Below are 20861 nucleotides of genomic sequence, written 5' to 3'. Positions count from 1 at the left end.
GCTATAGGCTGCTGTCAAGTGTTTTACCTTGTCACTTTTACGAGTTGTTTTGTCTGCATATGAACATCTCTCTTTTGCTGACTATTCCGCCGTTTTGTCTGCGTCCTGCGTATCCTCACGTTGGATTAAACCAGCAAACAGTGCGTGAATGAATTGTTCCGAATCAAATTGCTGCAGGTCGCCCATTTTCTCTCCTAGACCTACGAGCTTAACGGGAAGACTGAGCTCATTGCGAATCGCGATTACGATTCCACCCTTAGCCGTTCCATCTAGTTTAGTCAGGACAAGGCCAGTAACACCGCTCTTCTCTCCGAACAACTTTGCTTGACTAAGCGCATTTTGACCAGTCGTTGCATCAAGCACCAGCAAAACCTCATGAGGAGCATCCGGCAGCTCACGCTGAATGACACGGAAAATCTTGTTGAGCTCCTCCATCAAATTCGTTTTGTTTTGGAGCCTGCCAGCCGTATCGCACAAAAGAACGTCTACTCCACGTTGTTTAGCAGCCTGTACCGCATCGTACATAACTGCTGCCGGGTCTGATCCGGATTGCTGCTTGATGACATCAACACCTACGCGCTGACCCCATACTTCAAGCTGCTCGATCGCACCAGCACGGAACGTATCGCCAGCAGCCATGAGCACACTTTTACCTTCGTTCTTAAACTTATGTGCAAGCTTGCCAATAGTCGTCGTCTTGCCAACGCCGTTAACGCCAACGAACAAAATAACAGTAATTCCGCTTGGTGCCATGCGCAAACCTGAATGATCGTCGCCCTTCATTAGCTGGATCAGCTTCTCAGACAGAACGGGCTGCAAATCAGCTGCATCCTCGATTTTCCGTTTTTTCACTTCGACGCGAAGATCGTCAATGAGCTGCATAACGGTATTCACACCGACATCCGCGCCGATTAATATCTCCTCGAGCTCCTCATAAAACTGCTCGTCGATTTTTTTGCGGCGCGTAATGAGCTCTTCAACCTTCTCAACGAACGCAGTACGAGTCTTCGACAAGCCCTCTTTGAAAATATTAGTCACTGCTTCTGTTTTTGTCGCGATGCTTTCCTTCAGCTTCTTAAAAAAACTCATCGTTTCAACTCCCCATCCTCTCATTACCGGTTTTTTCTATTATTTATGCGGATACCGGCTCTTCATCCTCTAAGCGCACTGAAACTAGCTTCGATACGCCGCCTTCCTCCATTGTAACACCATACAGCACATCCGCTTCTTCCATCGTACCTTTGCGGTGCGTGACCACGATAAATTGTGTTAGCTCAGAAAACTCACGCAAATATTGTGCAAAACGCGATACGTTCGCCTCATCGAGCGCTGCCTCAACTTCATCAAGCACGCAGAATGGAACGGGCTTTACTTGCAAAATCGCAAATAATAAAGCGATAGCTGTCAAAGCTCGCTCACCGCCAGAAAGCAGCTGAAGATTTTGCAGCTTTTTGCCTGGTGGCTGTGCAACAATATCGATCCCTGTATCCAGCACGCGATCCGGATCTACGAGTACAAGATCAGCTCTGCCTCCGCCGAATAGCTTCGCGAAAACAATGACAAAGTGACTACGAATCGCTTCAAACGTAGATTTGAACCGTTTCGACATCTCGTCATCCATTTCACGGATAACCTGATACAGCGTCGTTTTGGCTTCGATCAAATCATTCTTCTGCTCTGACAGAAACTCAAAACGCTCGCTAACCCGTTCATACTCCTCGATTGCGCCTAAATTCACATCGCCGAGCGCTGTAATTTGACGCTTAACATCTCTAACCTCATTCTGTGTACCGAGAACGTCCTCCGGTATTGGGTACTGCTCCTTAGCAAGCTCGTAGCTAAGCTCATATTCCTCGCTAAGCTTACGAAGCAGATTATCCAGCTCCACATCAAGGCGGTTAGCTGCAATTTCCGTCTGTCTCATTTGCTCTTCGACTTGTCTGAGCTGACCGCGTTGATCCTTCGTTTCACTCTCTCCCAGATCTAGCTCAGCAATACGCTGCGCACGGGCTGATCGTTTCAAATCCGTTTGCTCTACACATGCTTGCTTCTTCAAGCGGAGATGATTAAGCTGCTCAATTTGCTGAACCGTTTCATCGGCATGTCTCGCCAGCTCTTCCTCTTGCTGAATGAACACGGAACGCAAACCTGCAAGTTCCTGTTTAGACCGGCCAATATCTGCACGCACACGTGCTGATTGATCCTCGAATGAGAGCTTTTCTTGATCGGTCTTCGCTGCAGCGATTTTTATATCGGTAAGCTGACCCTGCAGCTCTTCCTTCGCAAACTCACTTGCTTTGCGTCTCTCCTCCGCAAGGCGGATAGCCTCCTGAAGCCTTGCTTCATCCACAACCAGCTGCTCTAGTCGGAGCTCTGCAGCCGCGGCTGTTGCCTGAACATCCTTCTGCTCAGATAAATGCGTATTGCGATCTGCGGAATAAAGCTGACGCTGCTCGTCCAAATGCTTCGCTTCGTTGTGAAGCTGCTGCAATTCAGCCCTGATTTGCTGCTCTTCAATACGGCTTTTCTCACCTTCTGCGCGCAGCTCCTCAATATTGTGAGTGCGTATAGAATGCTCCTTGCGCAAATCGCTGAGCTTGTTGCGCAGCTGCTCAACCATCCTGCGAGCATCCGCAATCTCTTGATCGAGTGAGTCAATCTGGCGTTGACGACCAAGCAGGCTTGCGCCCTTCTTCTGCAAGCTGCCGCCCGTCATCGATCCGCCAGCATTGACAATATCGCCTTCAAGCGTAACGACCCGATAACGATATTGGCATCTCGAAGCAATTCGATTCGCTTGCTCAAGCGTTTCGGCAAGCATCACATTGCCGAGCAAATTGTTGACGATCGCCGAGTAGCGATCATCCGAGCTCACCAAATCTGCAGCAACACCGACGAATCCTTCGATGGATTCGAAAGTTCGCTTGTCATGCTCTGGAACTTGTCTGCCGCGAATGACATCGAGCGGTAGAAAGGTAGCCCGTCCCAGCTGTCGCTGTTTCAGAAAGGCGATAGCTGTACGCGCTGTTTTCTCATCCTCCATGACGATATGCTGCAGCGCACCGCCCAGCGCGGTCTCAACAGCTGTCTCAATACGTTCCGGAACACGAACAAGCTCCGCTACCGCACCATGCACACCGCTAATCCCGCCGTTACCGCGTCTCGAAGCTTTGAGAACTTCTTTAACGCCCTGCATAAAGCCGTCTAATGCATCCTGCATTTCTTTCATCGTATCGCGTCTAGAAACATGGCTGTCAAGCTTCTGCTCCCACTTGCGGATCGCGAGTGTAACCTCCTCCAAGCTTTGGGAGATAGATTTTGTTTGCTCGGATTCGGTGAGAGTTTTGTTTCTTGCCTGCTCCAGCCGAGCTAGAGTAGACTCCAGCGTCGTCGCAAGCTCCGAGCGTCTTCCATCTAATTTAGCCTGCTGCTCCAACCATTTGGTCTCATCCTCGCTAATACGTTCCATGCGCCGCTGCAGCGTTTCTTGCTGCTGTGCTGCATAGCGAATCTCATTGCGATGCTGCGCCATTGAGCTCAGCACTTCGAGCAGCTCGCTTTTGAGCGTTTCTTCCGCATCGGCAACGGCGCTGCCTGCAACGCCTAAGAGACGCGTTTCCTCATCAGATATTTTCGAACGAAGGTCCGCCAGCTGCAATTGCAGCGACGCTGCACGGCTGCGAAATTCCGCTTCCTCCTGCGTCATTGTAATTATGCGAGCATCCTGCGCAGCGATCGACTCTTCAAGCTGTCGCTTATTTTGCTCCAGATTACGCTTGCGTTCCTTCAGAACCTCACCGTAACCTTCACATTTCTCGAAATCTTCGCTAATCTGCAGCATCGATTCATGAAGCTGGTCAAGTTCCAGCTCCAACTCCCTCAGCTGCTGACGATCCTTCTCCAAATGCGCATCATGTTTGCTTACCACCGTAGATAACTGAAGCTGCTCCTGCTGCAAACGCTCCAGCTTGCCGTTTGCCTCCGTCCATGAAACATGAATCTGCTCTATGTTATGTACGTACATGGAGATTTCCTTCGTTTTCAGCTGTTCTTTCAGCGCTTTGAAGTGAATTGCTTTCTCAGACTGCTTGCGCAGCGGTCCGACTTGATCCTCAAGCTCCGTTACCAGATCGTGTATGCGAAGCAAATTCTGCTCAGTTTCATCAAGCTTCCTCTGCGCCTCGCGTTTACGGGATTTATATTTGACAATGCCAGAAGCTTCTTCAAATATCCCGCGTCGATCTTCTGAGCGCGTACTTAAAATTTCTTCAATTCGACCCTGTCCAATAATCGAATAAGCTTCTTTACCGATACCGGTATCCATAAACAGCTCGGTAATATCTTTTAGCCTGCATGGCTGCTTGTTTATTAAATATTCGCTATCGCCGCTTCGATGTACACGCCGCGTCACGGTTACCTCGTTATACTCCAGTGGCAAGGCGCCATCAGAGTTATCAAGAGTAAGCGATACCTCGCTGTAATTGACAGCTTTGCGGGCGTCGCTCCCAGCAAAAATAATATCCTCCATCTTGCCGCCGCGGAGGCTCTTCGCGCTTTGCTCACCCAGCACCCAACGTATGCCGTCTGAGATGTTGCTTTTTCCACTGCCGTTCGGACCTACTACCGCTGTAATGCCGGTCACAAATTCCATTTCAGTCCGATCAGCAAAAGATTTAAAGCCTGTTAATTCTATCCGTTTCAGAAACATATCTTGGTTTTCACCTCACCCCTCATTGTACCACATCTTATGGGCATTGATAACCATTCCAGCTACTAAAAGCGACCAAACCGTTTACGTTTTTCAACCTATTTCGACATCTCATATTTGCACTTCGCTTAAACCCGGAATGTTATGAATTGAAAAGATTATAAAAAAGAGAGCATCCATCAGGCCGAATGACCTTCTGAATACTCTCTTGGCTGATTAGACTTGTTCCTGCGATAGCGTACGCCATGCTTCAGCTGCAGCACGCTGCTCCGCTTCCTTCTTCGTTCTCCCGCTGCCCACGCCAAAGCGCTCTTCACCGAGATATACCTCTACGACAAATTCACGGTCATGCGCAGGTCCACGTTCTTCGATGATACGATATTCTACCGCACCAAGTCCATGATGCTGTGAACGTTCCTGCAGCTTCGACTTGGAATCTTTAACGAGAAGTCCATAGTCGTTTGACTCGACAAAAGGAAACATATGCTCATTGAGGAAAGCTCTCGTTTCCTCGATGCCTGCATCAAGAAAGATTGCTCCGATAAACGACTCGAACAAATCAGCTAGCAACGCTTGCCGCAGCCGACCGCCGAGCTGCTCTTCGCCGCGTCCGAGTAGCACATGAGAGCCTAGCTCTAAACGTTCTGCAAATTGGGCTAAGGATGGCTCGCAGACGATCGAGGCTCGCATTCTCGTGAGCTCGCCCTCTGGACGCTGAGGATACGTTGCAAACAAATACTCAGAAACAAGCAATTGCAGCACCGCATCTCCCAAAAATTCCAATCGTTCATTATCCTGTGCCGACCCGCGCTTATGTTCATTGACGTATGAAGTATGAGTGAAAGCCTGCCTCAGCAGCTTTGTCCGCTTAAAACTGAGCTGCAGCCGCTGCTGCAGCTCATAGAAGGAATCACGCTTCATAAACTTTCATCACGATCGATGCATTGTGACCACCAAAGCCAAATGAGTTGGACAATGCAACACGTACATTTGCTTCACGCGGTTTATTTGGCACATAATCAAGATCGCATTCTGGATCTTGATTTTCTAAATTAATGGTCGGAGCGATGATTCCGCTTTTGAGCGTCAAGCCAAGAATTACAGCTTCAACGCCGCCAGCTGCACCAAGCAAATGACCCGTCATTGATTTCGTCGAGCTGACCGCTACTTTGTATGCGTGGTCGCCGAGAGCTTTTTTAATAGCTTTCGTCTCCGATCGATCACCTACAGGTGTCGAAGTACCGTGCGCATTGATATAGTCGATTTCAGATGGCTCTATGCCTGCATCCTTGAATGCTTTCACCATACAGCGAGCAGCACCGTCTGGATCTGGCTCAGTCATGTGATGTGCGTCACCGCTCATACCATAACCAATAACCTCTGCATAAATTTTTGCTCCGCGTGCTTGTGCGTGCTCCAGCGATTCAAGTACCAGTACGCCAGCGCCCTCGCCCATTACGAAACCATCACGATCTACGTCAAACGGACGACTAGCTTTTTCAGGCTCTTCATTGCGTACAGACATCGCACGCATTGAGCAGAAGCCCGCCATACCAGTAGGTCTAATTGTCGCTTCTGCTCCGCCAGCAATCATAACGTCAGCGTCGCCGCGTTGAATCAATTTGAATGAATCACCGATGGAATGCGTGCCTGTAGCGCAAGCGGTAACCGCCGTACTGTTCGGACCCTTCGCGCCGGTAAGCATTGATACTTGTCCAGAAGCCATGTTTGCGATCATCATCGGAATAAAGAATGGGCTGACACGTTTAGGACCTTTCTCCAGCAAAATATTGTGCTGATCTTCCCACGTGCCAAGTCCTCCGATACCAGAACCGACCATAACCCCTACTCGTTCAGGGTCCGCATTTGTACCGATTTGCAAATCTGCGTCTTTAACCGCCAATTGACTAGCTACTGCAGCAAATTGTACGAAACGATCCATTCTGCGTGCTTCTTTCTTATCTAAACCGTAATCCTCAGGATTGAAGTTTTTCACTTCAGCGGCAATGCGCGTCGGATACTCAGAGAAATCGAAAGCCTCAACAACCGAGATACCTGACTTACCTTCGAGCAAATTGCCCCAAAATTCCTCTAAATCGGAACCGAGCGAGGTAATAACCCCCATACCCGTAACAACAACTCTTTGTTTCATTCGATTCACCTCTTAGTCCAGCAATTTTGATGCGCTAGCAGCGTCATCTTGTTATTCGGTCAACGTTGCTATAATGCGTATACCCTGCTTATATTTCTCGGTAAATCAAAGCATAGCCGTTCACAAACGGCGAGAGCCTTTACGCTTGAAATATAAGGAGGTATAAATGAGATGCAAATAAAGCCATTCACGCTTGTTTATGTCAAAGCTATTATGCTTTCATAATTCCATTACTGGAAGCCTTCTAGATGGAGAGAAGTCCCGTTTATTAAAAACGGGACTTGTCCTTCTTACGTATGAGATTGTATGTATTTAACTACTTCTCCCACAGTGGTGATTGTCTCAGCATCTTCATCAGAAATTTCCATATCAAACTCGTCTTCTAGCTCCATGACCAATTCAACGACATCAAGAGAGTCAGCGCCGAGGTCATCTTTAAATGAAGCTTCTAGTGTAACTTCCGCTTCGTCTACGCCTAGTCGGTCGATGACGATACGTTTTACGCGATCTACTACTTCGGACATCCGGTTCACCTCCTCCATGGTATTATACGAGAATTAAAGATAAAATGCCATACGTAACCGTGTTAATTCCTTAATGATGAATTATTTGGTGTTACATATACATGCCGCCGTCCACATGAATCGTCTGTCCAGTCATATAGGCTGAGGCATCCGAAGCAAGAAAACGGACTGCGTTTGCGATGTCACTCGGGTCACCGAGACGGGCAAGCGGAATCTGGCCAGCCAAAGATTGGCGCATTTCTTCCGGAAGCTTGTCCGTCATTTCGGTTTGAATAAACCCTGGGGCAACACAGTTAACGGTAATGCCGCGTGACGCAAGCTCGCGAGCGCTAGCTTTAGTAAGGCCGATCACGCCAGCTTTCGCTGCGACATAGTTAGCCTGCCCAGGATTTCCGAGCACACCAACAACAGAAGAAATATTGATGATTCGGCCAGAACGCTGTTTCATCATCGAACGAGTGACCGCTTTAATGCCATTGAAAACGCCTTTTAAGTTTGTTTCAATGACTTGGTCAAACTCATCTTCCTTCATACGCATGATTAAATTATCTCTTGTTATTCCTGCATTATTCACTAAAATGTCAACAGCTCCGAATTGCTCGATGACTTCCTTGACCATCGTATCAAATTCATCTGATTTGCCGACATTAGCTTTAATGACAATTGCGCGTCTACCAAGCGCCTCAACAGCTTGCGCTGTCTCAGCTGCAGCCGCTTCGCTGCCAGAATAATTAATGGCAACATCCGCGCCAGCCTCAGCGAGCGCAATAGCAATCGATCTGCCTATGCCTCGCGACGCACCTGTTACAAGTGCTTTCTTCCCTTCCAAGCTTGCAAACATCGAATCCCCTCCATCCTATTGTTCATTCACCTGCAGCGCATCAAGCGCAGAGATGCTGTTTATCGATATGACGCGTATACTTTTGTCGATTTTTTTGATCAGGCCGGCAAGCACCGTTCCCGACCCGATTTCCACAAACGTATCGACGCCTTGCTCGATTAAATAGCGAACACTATCTTCCCACAAAACAGGTGAATATACCTGTTCCACGAGCAAACCGCGAATCTCATCAGCTGACGATACCACATTTGCAGTGACATTCGCCACAACAGGAACATTCGCATCTTGCATTGCAATGCTCGCTAACGTTGCTTGAAGATTAGTCGCAGCAGGCTTCATGAGAGAAGAATGGAAAGGACCGCTGACTTCAAGAGGAATAACCCGTTTTGCGCCAGCTTCTTCCTTACCGCGCTCAACAACAGCTTGAACCCCTGCAGCTGTGCCTGACACAACAATTTGACCTGGACAGTTCACATTTGCAAGTTCAACAGCTGTGCCTTCAGCGGTGATCGCTGCGCAAAGTGCAGCAAGCGTCTCACGCTCTGCACCAAGCACTGCCGCCATTGCACCTTGGCCGCTTGGAACGGCTTGCTCCATGAACTGGCCGCGGGCGCGGACTGTGCGAACAGCATCCTCAAAGGAAAGCACTCCGGCAGCAACAAGCGCGCTGTATTCCCCTAAACTATGTCCTGCAACATAATCAGGCTTCAACCCATATCCAGCTAATGCTTCCAACATCGCGACGCTAACGGTAAGCAGCGCTGGCTGCGTGTTCGCCGTTTGCTTGAGCGTCTCTTCCGGTCCTTCAAAAATAATTTGGCTTAAAGGGAAGCCAAGCGCCTCATCTGCTTTTTCAAAAATCGCACGGGAACGATCAAACGCATCAAATGCGTCCTTTCCCATCCCGACAGCTTGAGCGCCTTGTCCTGGAAATACAAATGCCGTTTTACTCAAAATGTTTCCCCCTTACACACGTATACGGCTCATCTGCATTTGCAGCAAAGCTCGTTCCGCGGTGATATGTAAGCTCGTCATAAGAGGAAAACTTATAACGTCTTATTTCGCAAAAGTGCGCGCCTATTACCATACAAGGACCGAAGCTCCCCATGTCAAACCGCCGCCGAAACCAACAAGCACAAGTCGGTCTCCTTCATTCACGCGGCCTTGCTCAACTGCTTCTGCAAGAGCAACGGGAATAGATGCTGATGACATATTACCGTATTTGTCCAAGTTAATCATTGCCTTATCTTCTGAGAGGCTAAGTCTGTTTAATGCGGACTGGATAATACGAATATTCGCTTGATGCGGAATAAGAAGATCAATATCTTCCTTGACTAAGCCCGCCTTCTGCAAAGCTTCCTCAGCTACACTACCCATAATACGCACAGCGAACTTAAATACATCATTGCCGGCCATATGAATATAATGCTGTCTAGACTGGACGCTCTCTTCCGTAGCTGGGACACGTGATCCGCCTCCACTTACTTTGAGCAACTCGCCGCCGCTTCCATCTGCCCCAAGCACGAACGATTGAAAGCCTCGACCCTCTTCAACTTCTCCAAGGACAACAGCACCTGCACCGTCTCCGAACAGTATGCATGTATTGCGGTCAGTGTAGTCAGTAATGCGTGATAACGTCTCTGCACCTACAACGAGTACATGCTTGTACAACCCGCTTGCGATCATGCTGGTACCCGTCGCTAATCCATATATAAAGCCAGAGCAAGCTGCTGACAAATCAAATGCAGCTGCTTTCTTCGCGCCGAGCTTATCTTGAAGCAAGCAAGCGGTCGAAGGAAAATACATATCAGGTGTAATTGTCGCTACGATGATGAGATCGATATCTTCCACCGTTAGACCCGCTGCTGCAATCGCATCGCGCGATGCATGCAGTGCCAGATCAGATGTTGCTTCCTCTGCTGATGCAAGGCGGCGTTCCTTGATCCCTGTACGTGTAACGATCCATTCATCATTTGTTTCTACCATTGCTTCTAGCTCTTTGTTTGATAAAATACGTTCAGGAACATATTTGCCGGTACCGATAATACCCACAGGATGTAAACTCATTTCGCACACTCACTTCCCGTTTATTTCTGTTGCTATTGTTTCAATCAATTGTCCTTGAATTGCGCTGCGCGCTTGCCTAACTGCATTTTTAACAGCTAGAGCATCCGAGGATCCATGACATTTCACTACAAGACCATTTAAACCAAGCAGAGGTGCACCGCCATGTTCTTTATAATCCATTCTTTTCTTAAGCGTACGCAGCTTTGGAAGCATAATCGCAGCTGCTAACTTTGTCAATAATGTTTGACCAAATGCGTCCTTAAGCGATGAAAATATTGTACCCGCTGCTCCTTCCATCGCTTTAAGCATAATATTGCCGGCAAAGCCGTCGCAAACGAGCACGTCGCAATTTCGGTTCAGAACATCCCTTGCTTCAACATTGCCGATAAAATTAACAGGTGCTTGTTCGAGCAAAGTGTATGCCGCTTTGGCCATTTCATTCCCCTTCATAGCCTCAGTCCCTACGTTCAGAAGACCAACTCTTGGGTTGTGAAGACCGTGCACCTTCGCCCGATAAATGCTGCCCATTATCGCATATTGCAGCAAATGCTCCGGTTTAGCATCCATGTTTGCTCCCAAATCAAGCGTTAGAATACCGACATCATCCATCGTAGGCATCATAGGCGCAAGTGCGGGTCTTTCAATTCCATCCATTCGTCCAACTACGAGAAGTCCTGTCGCCATTAACGCGCCAGTATTTCCTGCCGACAGCATAGCGTCTGCCTGTTTCTCGCGAACGAGCTGCCCGGCAACGACCATCGATGCCCCTTTTTTGCGGCGCACCGCTTTAACAGGCTCATCATCTGGGCCGATTACCTCTTCTGCATGGCAAATGGTTATATTAGCGGGCTTCTGCCCTTTCAATAACGGTTCAATAGCAGACGTCTCACCGACGAGCAGCAGCTCCGTATCTGGCCACTCTGCCGCTGCATCAAGCGCTCCTTGCACAATTAAGCCGGGTGCATTATCTCCACCCATAGCATCAATAGCGATCCGCACGTATGTCTCCTCCTTCAGTATCTGTGTCTCCCGCGGACCGATAAATAACAAAGTTACCCTGGAATACCATTTCATCTCCGACATAAGTAAACAGCTCAACCTTGGCCTTGCTTCGCTCACCCGAAATAGAACGAACATAAGCTTTGGCAATACATTTCTCCCCAAGCTTAACAGGTCGAATGAATCTGATGTCTGCTGTTACGGTAAGTGCAATTTCATCATCTATAATAGCAACGGCAAGTGAATTCGCTTGAGCAAATACGTGATGACCGCGTGCAATACCTGTTCTGGAGAAAACATGTTCTTCGCGTATCTCAAATACCGAGATGCCGCTCTTGTCCAATTCCAAATCAACAATATCACCAATCACCTCGTGTAAGGCTAATGATCGAACGGAGTCATAGGAACGTTCAGCCATAAGCTTCAGACGTTCTCTAAGCTCTGGTATGCCAAGCTCCATTCGATCAAGGCGTATTGTTTGGATGCTTACCTTGAGCAATCTAGTCAGTTCCCGATCCGTTATAAAAGGATTCTCATCAATATGTCGGGCAAGCTGCTGATGCCGCTGCCGTTTGGGCATTCGTTCGATGTTCGGCACCACCTTTTACCCTATAGTGAAGGATAGACAATTTTTATTCGCTCCGCAGCCTCATGAGGCATCAGCACGATTAGTATATGTATGTTGCTTGATATTATCACCTGGTACTAATTAAGTATATAAAAAAATACGCTCGAGTGCAATGCAGCATTAAAATGTAAGCGTATTTATCACTAAATTTTAATCTTATCTCTCATCGTATAGAACAAAAAAAACAGCACCTCATCCATGGATGGGGTGCTATCTCCGACATCATTTCTTATTGGGAAATGATCTCTTTAGTTTTGTAATAACCGCAAACTTTGCATACGTGGTGAGCCAATTTCAGCTCGCCGCATTGCTCACATTTCACCATGCCCGGTACTGCAAGTTTGAAATGCGTACGACGTTTATCACGGCGAGTCTTGGAAGTTCTACGCTGTGGTACTGCCATATTTAACACCTCCTTCAAAAATTCAATCACTGCTACTTTTATTCCTTAAATAGATCCTTTAGCGCTGCAAAACGGACATCAATCTTCTCCGTAGAACAGTCGCATTTGTGCTCATTTAAGTTCTGTCCGCAAGTCTGACAGAGACCTTTACAATCATTGCTGCAAAGCGGGGCAAAAGGCATGAACAGTTGAAGTGCTTCTTCCACATAAGGCTTCAAGTCCAGTTTGTCCGCATCTACTTCAATGAAATCACTCTCTTCCTCTTCCATACCCTCTTCACGGTCTTCGTCAGACGCAGCCCGCTTGAATACTTCCGAGAATCGAATGACCGTATGATCCTTTACCGAATCAAGGCAGCGTGAGCAAGCAAGCTCGAGGTCAATGGCAAGTTTGCCCTCAACTTCAATGAACTCTTCATGCCCAGTTACCTGAAGCGATACGTGGAGCGGTCCCGTACGATAAACATCTTGGCGTCCTTTAAAAAGGTCACTGACATCGAGCATTTCGTCGATTGTCGTTTTTAACCCTTTGGACATTGTTTCTTGAATATGAAACTGCATCAGATCACCCCAAACAAACAAAGATTATTATATCTATCAGACTACTGTTTTGTCAACATTTTCACACGGTATTTCAATAAGACTGAAAGCGGACCGTGATTGTGCTCCCTCTCTATGCTATAGTGAAACAACCAACATTTAACAGAGAGAGGAACAAGCGAATGCGCACCGTCGGACTCATTGTCGAGTACAATCCGTTTCACAACGGACATTTGTATCATTTGCAACAATCGCGTAAAATAACGCAGGCTGACGCAGTCGTTGCCGTTATGAGCGGACATTTCCTGCAACGCGGCGAGCCAGCCTTGCTGGACAAATGGGCTAGAACGCGTACGGCGCTCGAGGGCGGCTGTGATCTCGTTATAGAACTCCCAGTCGCTTACGCTACACAGGCGGCCGAATGGTTCGCATATGGCGCTGTATCCCTGCTGGAGGCAACTGGAGTCGTTGACAGCTTCTGCTTCGGAACGGAGAACGGCGAGCTTGAACCGCTGCTCAAGGCCGCCGAGATCGTTGCACACGAGCCTCCAGCCTTTAAAGCTCTGCTGAAGCAGCTGCTTCAAACAGGAATAAGTTATCCAAGCGCATACAGCAGCGCGATTACCGCTTATTTAGCGAATCAGGGCTATTCCAGTGCCGCGAGTTTTCCGTTCGCGCTTCCTAATCATACACTAGCTCTGCATTATTTGCTTGCTCTGAACCGGCTTAACGGCCAAATGAAACCTTTTACCATCACCCGTGAGAAAGCGCAGTATAACCAGGAAGTTGCGACCGACAGCCAAATCGCAAGTGCGACCGCAATCCGCAAGTTGCTCCTTGAGCAGCGTTCACTTGAGGAAGCTCAAGCTTATGTACCGGAATCCACGATGCGTATCTTGCAGCAGGAATGGGTAGCAGGTCGTTGCCCGATCAGCTGGGAGCCATTCACGAATGCTTTGCTGCATGCGATTGTAACCCGTTCACCGAACGAACTGGCGAACTTGCACGAGATTACAGAGGGCTTGGAGCACAGAATTCACAACGCCCTCCCTAAACTGCCTTCACGACAATTCGATGACTTGCTAGAAGCTCTAAAAACGAAGCGCTATACGAGAACGAAGCTGCAGCGTTCACTTCTTGCTATTCTGCTTGGACATCATAAATCTGATTTCACACCGGACAAGCTTGCATCTGGTGTTGAATATATAAGAGTGCTTGGTTTTACGGAAAAAGGCAAGCATTTATTACGGCGAATGCGAAAAACTGCCAAACTGCCCGTTCTTCTGAGTGCGGCACGCGCACCTAAGCCCTTCCGTTATTTGGAGCTTGATACGCAAGCGAGCAGCGTCTACTCACTAGGCGTGCCTGGCAATCATGCTGAACAATCGTTATTCCGTGATTTTACCGAAAGACCAATAACGATCGATTCTTTCACGAAATAAGCAAACTGCCTTTACCTGTCATTCCCAGCGAGAAAAGCTTTGATTTGATCAACAGCTTCCGCAAGCGTACCAACACCGACCACTTTCATCGAGGCGCCAAGCGATTTTGCTTTCGCCTCGGCAACCCTTAAGTTGTCCTTAGGGACTAGAAACAGCTCGGCACCTTGCTCGCTTGCGATCACAACTTTTTGTTTTATACCGCCAATCGCACCAACTGCCCCGTCTACCGTAATGGTGCCTGTCGCTGCAATACGATGACCACCTGATAAATCGCCTTTCGTCAGCAGATCCAAAGACTGCAGTGCAAAGACGAGACCGGCCGATGGACCTCCGATATCACCAGCAGTTATGTTGATGCGGTTATTGCGATCCGCTGGTTCCAAGCTTCGCTGTTCATTCAAGCTTATTATACCAAGCACGTCCAACAATTGCTCATTCGTCTTGACTGCTTCGAAAAAGTTTAATGGATACTCCACTTGAATATTTTGACCCTTACGCTCAACATCAAATAGGATATTATTCCCCTTATTATACACCTTTAACGACTCAAGCATAGCTGAGATACTGCTCGGCGCCTTTTCACCATGAATCCCAGCGAGCTTATCTCCTGCTTGAAATTGACTGGGTTTGCCATCATTACTCGTACCAACAGCGGAAACTACAAAACCATTAACCTTACTCACATAAGGCAAGTCAGCGTAATGATACACCGCTTCGATCGCATTATTTTGCGAACCCTGCATAACGATGCTTAGTCTCTTCGCGTATTCCTCTATCGTACTGCCTCGCATCACATCTCGTTTAAGATGCACGTCCATATTCGAATTCCACATCGATTGTATCGTCTGTAGAAAATTACGCTCTGTTAATTTCACAGCGGTAAGCAAAAAGTCGCCTTTGCCCAAAGAATCCCCATTTTCAATCGTTACCATCGGCTTAACAGGCACAGCAATGCCCGGTTCATATATAACATACGGCGTCGGAGCATATAACAATACCCACATAAAAACTGCCGTCGATAAGACAATCATTGCTATTCTACGAAAATCTGATCGTTGTTTTTGCATTCACTACACCCCGTTCAAATTCCCATTTCCCATTCCAAATCGAGTATAAACTATTATGTGACTGATAAAAGTTCTATTGGTCTAACCAAGTACTCCTACGCGTACTATTTAACGTATATGATTGTCCATCTCATGATGTCATAAGCGTGCTTTCTGGCGCGCTTCATTTTCTATATATTCCTAGCAGATTAAAGGAGTGGAGTAGCTTTGGCGAAAACAGTTCTGTTAGCGTTCCTGTCCATATTACTTGTCGTGGCCATCATTCTTCAGCCTAATGCTGCTTTTCAATCTTCGCTTCAAGGACTAACTGTTTGGTGGAATATTGTATTTCCCGGCTTACTGCCGTTTCTCGTATTGTTCGAATTAATTGCGGCCTTTGGCCTCGCGAATGCTATAGGATCGCTGCTTCAACCTTTGATGAGCCGGTTGTTCAAGCTTCCGGGAGAAGCTGCGCTCACGATTGTTCTTGGTTGGATGGGAGGTTATCCCTCAGGAGCAGAAGCGACAGCTTCCCTACGCAAAAGAAACCTCGTCTCAAAACAACAGGGCCAGCGGCTGCTAGCCCTCTCCCATATGCCGAATCCTTTATTTATGCTCGTTGTTATCGGTGCTGGCTTCCTACATCAGCCCGTTGTAGGTGTAGTTATTGCAATTGCCGTATGGTTGTCAGCGCTATGGGTCATGGTGATCATAACATTGTTCAGCCGCAGAGATGAGCCTGCCAAGCTCCCCTCAGATCCTCGCACTGGCCCAGAGAGAAGCGGCAGCATCTTTCATCGCGCAGCGGAAGCCTTTCGCCTCGGCAGGGAGCAGGATGGCCGCAGCTTCGGCAAAGCGCTTGGCGATTCTGTTGCTGCCAGCGTCCAGAAACTAATGATGATCGGCGGATTTATGATCTTCGCAGCGGTACTCGCGAAATTATCAGAGCCGCTGCTCTCTCCCCTATTAGCAGAAGCCGGATTAGGCTTCATTAGCCAAGCTTTTTTTGAAAGTCACTTAGGCTCTTATGCTGCTGCTATTTGGGAGGCTCCTGCAGCTAGTATGCTCGGCAACGCAGCTGCTATTGCCGCTGTACTTGCATGGAGCGGACTCAGCGGTATTTTGCAAGCGGGGTACTCTATTACGGGAACGGACTTAAAGCTGCTTCCATTCGTCCTATGGAGAGCAGCTCACGCCTTGCACGCCTGCTTATTTATTGCATTCCTCTGGAAGCCGATCACTTCTCTGCTGAGTTCACTGCTTGCTTCAGGAACCGCACCAACATTAGCCCTAGCAGAACCGACTCAAGGCCAAGCTATCGCTATTGTAGTAAAAGTCGGAGATTTTCCTTTATTATGGCAGTTTTCCATAACAGCTTGCATCCTGCTCGCACTTCTCGGACTGCTTGTTTCCATTGTGCTTTTGCCATTCCGCCGTGCGGGTAAAACACTATAAATAATGGCATTAAAATGATCGATTTATAAAACGATTATTTAAATTTTTGAGTTATATTTCTCCCTCAATTGTTTCTCTACAACAGGCGGTACTAACTCATGCACTGCACCGTGGAATTGTGCGATTTCCTTTACGATGCTTGAGCTCAAATACGAATACTTCGGGTTCGTCATCATAAACATCGTATCAATTTCATTATCAAGCAGATGATTCGTTGAAGCGAGCTGCAGCTCATATTCAAAATCAGTTACCGAACGAATGCCCCTAATAATGACATTAGCCTGCCGCGTTTTCATAAAACGCACGAGCAAATCACGGAAATCGTCGATTTCCACATTCGGAATGTCGCGAGTTACTTCGGTAAGCAGCGCCTTGCGCTCCGCTACACTAAACAATGGATTTTTGTTCGAGTTATTCAATACCGCTACAATTAGCCGATCAAATTGCTTAGCAGATCTGCGTATGATATCCAAATGACCATATGTAACAGGGTCAAACGTACCCGGATATACGGCTACGCGCTCTTGTTTATTCGTTAACATCGGATTCACTCCCGTCGTGATGACTTTCTTCGCTGTAATACTGATATATGGAAACGGCAATATCCCCGTATTTAGCATGTTTCAATTGGTCAAAACACTCCAGCTTCTCCGGGTACCGATGAGCCGCATCATGCTCGACTACGATAATGGCATCCTGCTCAAGCATCTGATTCTCAACAAGCTGCGTCATTATACTATCCATCGTTATCATTTTGTATGGCGGATCAAGAAAAACAAGCCGGAACTTTTGTTCCCGCTTCGCCAGCGCTTTCAATGCGCGCTCCGCATCATTTTTATAAATTTCAGCAGCGCTTCCCATCTTTGCCGTTGTCACATTATGACGAATTGTATCGATGCTGATTCTTTCCCGATCAACAAAAACGGTATGCTCTATCCCTCTGCTCCAAGCTTCAATACCTAATCCGCCTGTACCTGCAAACAGGTCCAGTGCAAATCCTCCGTCGAAGTAAGGCCCGATCATGCTAAAAATAGCTTCCTTCACCTTATCCGTAGTCGGCCTCGTATTCATACCAGGCACAGCTTTCAGCGTGCGGCCCTTGGCCTCGCCCGCAATGACTCTCACTGCAATTGCCCCCTTCTATCTCATTCCCGCTTATCGTACCATAGAATCCCTTTCATAATAAAGCGGGATCCTGTCGAAAAATGAGGACGTAACCGACGGGGACACAAATTTCATACAAACCGTAAAATTTGAAAATGGAGGGAGAAAATGAACTTTGAAATAACAAAAAATCGGGCGCCCCTTTCGGAGCGCCCTTTTCATGGGAGAGGAGAAACCGGACGAAGAGCTTATGGGGAAACGTAAGTCTTCTCCGCGGTTGTCTACGGCATCTTGCGACGCCGATAAATGTATTTTGTCCTGATTACTGATAAATATACACGGACAGGATGAAAAAATATTGCGCTACATATAAACGCTTCCAAAAGAAAGACCACCTAACAAATAGGTGGTCAAATCTGAGCTATCGTATTCTGATATTTGAATGTTGTACTTAAAATAGTTTCTTCATGACCATTCATTTCTTTCTGCATAATTTATTAGTTAAACAAGAGGTGCTTGAATCAATGTTGCGAATTTAAATTGGTGAACATGACCATCATTTAATGTCGTTTGGCCTGTTACAAAATGAACGTGTTTGCCATTTCCGACTGGAATTGCCGGTCCAGTTACAATCTTTTTCAGTTTATGAAAATGGTTTAAGAAATCTGTGTTCGTAAGATCAATTTCATGGACATGACTTTTTCCGACTCGAATCGCTTGCCCGGTAACTCCTGCAAAGCGATGATTATGTCGATCATTGCCCTCTTCAGCTAGTTTAGTACTTCCTTCAAATTCATGCACGTGCCGCTGTACCTTTTTACAAGATCTAGCTTTCTTTACTATCCTAGCTTTTTTCATCTTCATTCGTTGCATACCTCCTAATGATTACGTGACCCATAACTGATTATGTGACTCACAACATTCTATTAAGGTAAACGACTGAATGTGCTAGGCAATTATCAACGATTCTAATAATAATATTAATTGTGTCAATGTACTCTTTCTATTAGATTAATAAAAAAAATCGATTAAGATCGAAAATACTCATTATTATTCTGTTTCCTAAAAAGTAAGACTCCTGCATAAATTGCAAGAGTCTTCTAAACGTTGAGCCCATTATAAATTTTTTTATACTCTATTAATTCTGCCATAACCAGAACCTTTCTCCCTGGCAAAGAATAATCCTTTCAAACCACGTTCTAAAATTGATTTTAAAAGTAAAGGTTTGTTGGTCAATAAGCTCTCCCTCGCCAAAATAAATAATTATCACCATCAGATCGTGAAGAATCGATTAATAAAAGATCACCTTGGTGACTTGCTATGGGTATCCAGTTGTCAAGCATGTAATCATAATGATTCTGTATATTTTCATCAATACTAAATAATTCAAATCCACCATAGGTTCTTACAACATCGAACAATCGCGCACCATTTGAATATAATAAAAAATGTTTATAATCTATCGGTAATGACCAATTCTTTAATTTACACATGCTTTCAATTTCATGCAGCGAAGCTGGCGGATTAAAAGTACAAATTGTTTGATACGTTTCTCCACCTGCAGTCTGAATTGTTAATACATTATCATTAAATCTAGACATTAAAGCTTTGGTTATTGTCTCATATTGGCTCACAAATAATTCCTCCTTAATAGGCAGCAAACACCACGGATTACAGTTCCAGTATGGGAAGTAGCTGGCTCTATCATCGCTATACCAGAATGTTGATCAGTATATGGTGGATATACGACTCCATTTTTATTGTATAGCTGTGCTACACCGGTACCACCATTATGAACACTTACTAAAACCGTTCCGGAATAGATTTGTGCTGTAAAATCGCCTTTCCAATATTTTGTACTAGCTACTGTAGTCGGTACAGATGCGTCTAGTACTTTTTTCATCGTTTCGCTTGATGTCGCTTCGGTAGAGTATGTGCCATTTCTAGAGGTAGAAGATTTAAGACGATTAGATATCATCATCTGGATTTTGTTCATCGCTCAAAAAAAAGAACCAACGGATTACTCCGAAGGCTCTTCTATTCAACTACATCCAACTCATTTTCATCCCGGTGCTAATCTAAATATCCTATTGAAGAGGATTGTTTTGAGAAGCCATTGCAGCAGCTTGTGCTTGTTGAAGCATTTGCTGGGCTTCTTGGACATCTTGTTGCTCCTGATTGACTTGTTGCTGAGCTTGCAGCACTTGTTGAACCCCCGTCTGCAACAGCTGTTCCGCTTGCAGCAATTCTTGGCTTTCTACTTGCAGCAGTTGATGCGCCGCTTGAACTTCCTGTTGTGCTTGTTGCAATTGTTGATTTTCCTGAACAGCAGCTTGCTTTTGTTCATTTCGATTTATCATAAAGCGAGCCTCCCCTAATTATTGTTTAGTCCATTATTGATCCATAATTATAGTGCTCTTAATTAGCTTATTTATGCTACAACATCAAACGATTTGGTTAAGCCAAAAAGGTTCCTTTTCATTGTGCCGCAGTGTTTATGCGCGAAGGTTTGATCCCTACCGTTCTTGGAACTGTAGTTTCTGCTTCTGGTGCTACAATGCTTAATAGCAAGTATAAACTTATTGGGATCGGTGTCCTTGGCTTTGGTCTTGCCCATGTTATTCTTGGAGTACGTTCACCAAAATTTCAACAACAAATCACTCAACAAGTGTTACAATTGTTATTATTTAGAAAAGATGGTGGTGCCCATGTATTTCTCCAGTGAATTCAACCCTTGGATGGCCTTGATTAACCTCTTCATTTCAGTGTTCGATACTACTATTGCAAAATATCTTTTCTACGCCCTCGTGCTATTGGTCCTTGTATTGATTTCCCTTAAAAAGCGTTCATTTGGAGAAGAAACTCCAAACATGGAAGAAGCAGAGCAAGCCACAATAAAACTAACTAAATATACGGGACGGCTTTTACTCTTTGGTGCAGCAGGTTTTATTTG

The 20861-nt window shown here is 46.3% G+C and carries 20 protein-coding genes and 1 pseudogene; 3 read left to right on the top strand and 18 right to left on the bottom strand.

The features are described 5' to 3' along the window. Positions 1-81: 81 nt before the first annotated feature. The 12 genes from ftsY to AC0YN6_RS01280 all read right to left on the bottom strand — a co-directional run bounded on the left by ftsY (position 82) and on the right by AC0YN6_RS01280 (position 12882). Positions 82-1089, bottom strand: a complete 1008-nt coding sequence (ftsY, locus tag AC0YN6_RS01335) for a signal recognition particle-docking protein FtsY (protein ID WP_475744550.1) — start codon at positions 1087-1089, stop codon at positions 82-84. Positions 1090-1132: 43 nt separating this feature from the next. Then, positions 1133-4708, bottom strand: coding sequence for a chromosome segregation protein SMC (gene smc / locus AC0YN6_RS01330; protein WP_475744548.1), 3576 nt, complete (start codon positions 4706-4708; stop codon positions 1133-1135). 216 nt (positions 4709-4924) lie between these two features. Beyond that, the gene (gene rnc / locus AC0YN6_RS01325) at positions 4925-5629 is read right to left on the bottom strand and encodes a ribonuclease III (protein ID WP_475744547.1); all 705 of its coding nucleotides are present in this window, start codon (positions 5627-5629) and stop codon (positions 4925-4927) included. After that, complete coding sequence (gene fabF, locus AC0YN6_RS01320) at positions 5619-6860, bottom strand: beta-ketoacyl-ACP synthase II (protein ID WP_475744546.1); 1242 nt, start codon at positions 6858-6860, stop codon at positions 5619-5621. The genes rnc and fabF overlap by 11 nt, the downstream gene beginning before the upstream one ends. Positions 6861-7150: 290 nt before the next feature. Next, positions 7151-7384: an acyl carrier protein gene (locus tag AC0YN6_RS01315; protein ID WP_053375686.1), complete on the bottom strand. Its 234-nt coding sequence runs from the start codon at positions 7382-7384 to the stop codon at positions 7151-7153. 91 nt (positions 7385-7475) lie between these two features. Further along, the gene (gene fabG, locus AC0YN6_RS01310) at positions 7476-8225 is read right to left on the bottom strand and encodes a 3-oxoacyl-[acyl-carrier-protein] reductase (protein ID WP_475744545.1); all 750 of its coding nucleotides are present in this window, start codon (positions 8223-8225) and stop codon (positions 7476-7478) included. A gap of 15 nt (positions 8226-8240) precedes the next feature. Continuing rightward, positions 8241-9179: an ACP S-malonyltransferase gene (gene fabD / locus AC0YN6_RS01305; RefSeq protein ID WP_475744543.1), complete on the bottom strand. Its 939-nt coding sequence runs from the start codon at positions 9177-9179 to the stop codon at positions 8241-8243. A 126-nt stretch (positions 9180-9305) separates the two neighbouring features. Next, positions 9306-10292, bottom strand: a complete 987-nt coding sequence (locus tag AC0YN6_RS01300; RefSeq protein WP_475744542.1) for a beta-ketoacyl-ACP synthase III — start codon at positions 10290-10292, stop codon at positions 9306-9308. Between the two features lie 9 nt (positions 10293-10301). Then, positions 10302-11291: a phosphate acyltransferase PlsX gene (gene plsX / locus AC0YN6_RS01295; protein WP_475744540.1), complete on the bottom strand. Its 990-nt coding sequence runs from the start codon at positions 11289-11291 to the stop codon at positions 10302-10304. Next, positions 11275-11871, bottom strand: a complete 597-nt coding sequence (gene fapR / locus AC0YN6_RS01290; RefSeq protein WP_475745499.1) for a transcription factor FapR — start codon at positions 11869-11871, stop codon at positions 11275-11277. Before fapR ends, plsX begins: the two co-directional genes overlap by 17 nt. A 277-nt stretch (positions 11872-12148) precedes the next feature. Beyond that, positions 12149-12322 (bottom strand): 50S ribosomal protein L32, encoded by a 174-nt coding sequence (gene rpmF, locus AC0YN6_RS01285; protein WP_006036546.1) that lies wholly within the window; start codon positions 12320-12322, stop codon positions 12149-12151. Positions 12323-12360: 38 nt separating this feature from the next. Continuing rightward, on the bottom strand, positions 12361-12882 hold the full coding sequence (locus AC0YN6_RS01280) for a YceD family protein (protein ID WP_475744539.1): 522 nt from the start codon (positions 12880-12882) through the stop codon (positions 12361-12363). A gap of 161 nt (positions 12883-13043) precedes the next feature. On the opposite strand from AC0YN6_RS01280, the gene AC0YN6_RS01275 reads away from it, so the two are divergent. Further along, positions 13044-14303: a nucleotidyltransferase gene (locus tag AC0YN6_RS01275; RefSeq protein WP_475744538.1), complete on the top strand. Its 1260-nt coding sequence runs from the start codon at positions 13044-13046 to the stop codon at positions 14301-14303. Between the two features lie 11 nt (positions 14304-14314). Here AC0YN6_RS01275 and AC0YN6_RS01270 read toward each other — a convergent pair whose 3' ends face one another. Further along, complete coding sequence (locus AC0YN6_RS01270) at positions 14315-15370, bottom strand: S16 family serine protease (protein WP_475744537.1); 1056 nt, start codon at positions 15368-15370, stop codon at positions 14315-14317. A gap of 207 nt (positions 15371-15577) precedes the next feature. Between AC0YN6_RS01270 and AC0YN6_RS01265 the strand changes: the two genes are divergently transcribed. After that, positions 15578-16804, top strand: a complete 1227-nt coding sequence (locus AC0YN6_RS01265) for a nucleoside recognition domain-containing protein (protein WP_475744535.1) — start codon at positions 15578-15580, stop codon at positions 16802-16804. 38 nt (positions 16805-16842) lie between these two features. On the opposite strand, the gene coaD is transcribed toward AC0YN6_RS01265, so the two are convergent. The 5 genes from coaD to AC0YN6_RS01240 all read right to left on the bottom strand — a co-directional run bounded on the left by coaD (position 16843) and on the right by AC0YN6_RS01240 (position 20268). Beyond that, entirely contained in the window at positions 16843-17346 is a 504-nt protein-coding gene (gene coaD / locus AC0YN6_RS01260; RefSeq protein WP_475744534.1) for a pantetheine-phosphate adenylyltransferase, read from the bottom strand. Then, entirely contained in the window at positions 17333-17929 is a 597-nt protein-coding gene (gene rsmD, locus AC0YN6_RS01255; RefSeq protein ID WP_475744533.1) for a 16S rRNA (guanine(966)-N(2))-methyltransferase RsmD, read from the bottom strand. Before rsmD ends, coaD begins: the two co-directional genes overlap by 14 nt. Positions 17930-18409: 480 nt before the next feature. Continuing rightward, positions 18410-18772: a YmaF family protein gene (locus AC0YN6_RS01250; protein WP_475744532.1), complete on the bottom strand. Its 363-nt coding sequence runs from the start codon at positions 18770-18772 to the stop codon at positions 18410-18412. Positions 18773-19140: 368 nt separating this feature from the next. After that, positions 19141-19542, bottom strand: coding sequence for an SMI1/KNR4 family protein (locus tag AC0YN6_RS01245; protein ID WP_475744530.1), 402 nt, complete (start codon positions 19540-19542; stop codon positions 19141-19143). Between the two features lie 453 nt (positions 19543-19995). Then, positions 19996-20268 carry a hypothetical protein gene (locus AC0YN6_RS01240; RefSeq protein ID WP_475744528.1) on the bottom strand — a complete coding sequence of 91 codons (273 nt, stop codon included), beginning with the start codon at positions 20266-20268 and terminating at the stop codon, positions 19996-19998. Between the two features lie 137 nt (positions 20269-20405). On the opposite strand from AC0YN6_RS01240, the pseudogene AC0YN6_RS01235 reads away from it, so the two are divergent. Beyond that, positions 20406-20537 (top strand): annotated as a pseudogene (locus tag AC0YN6_RS01235) (asparagine synthase); the annotation flags it as partial. Positions 20538-20861: the final 324 nt, after the last annotated feature.

Source organism: Paenibacillus sp. J22P15 (assembly GCF_056269345.1).
The sequence above is the reverse complement of the archived record's forward strand: the minus strand, read 5'-3'. Positions and strand labels throughout refer to the sequence as shown.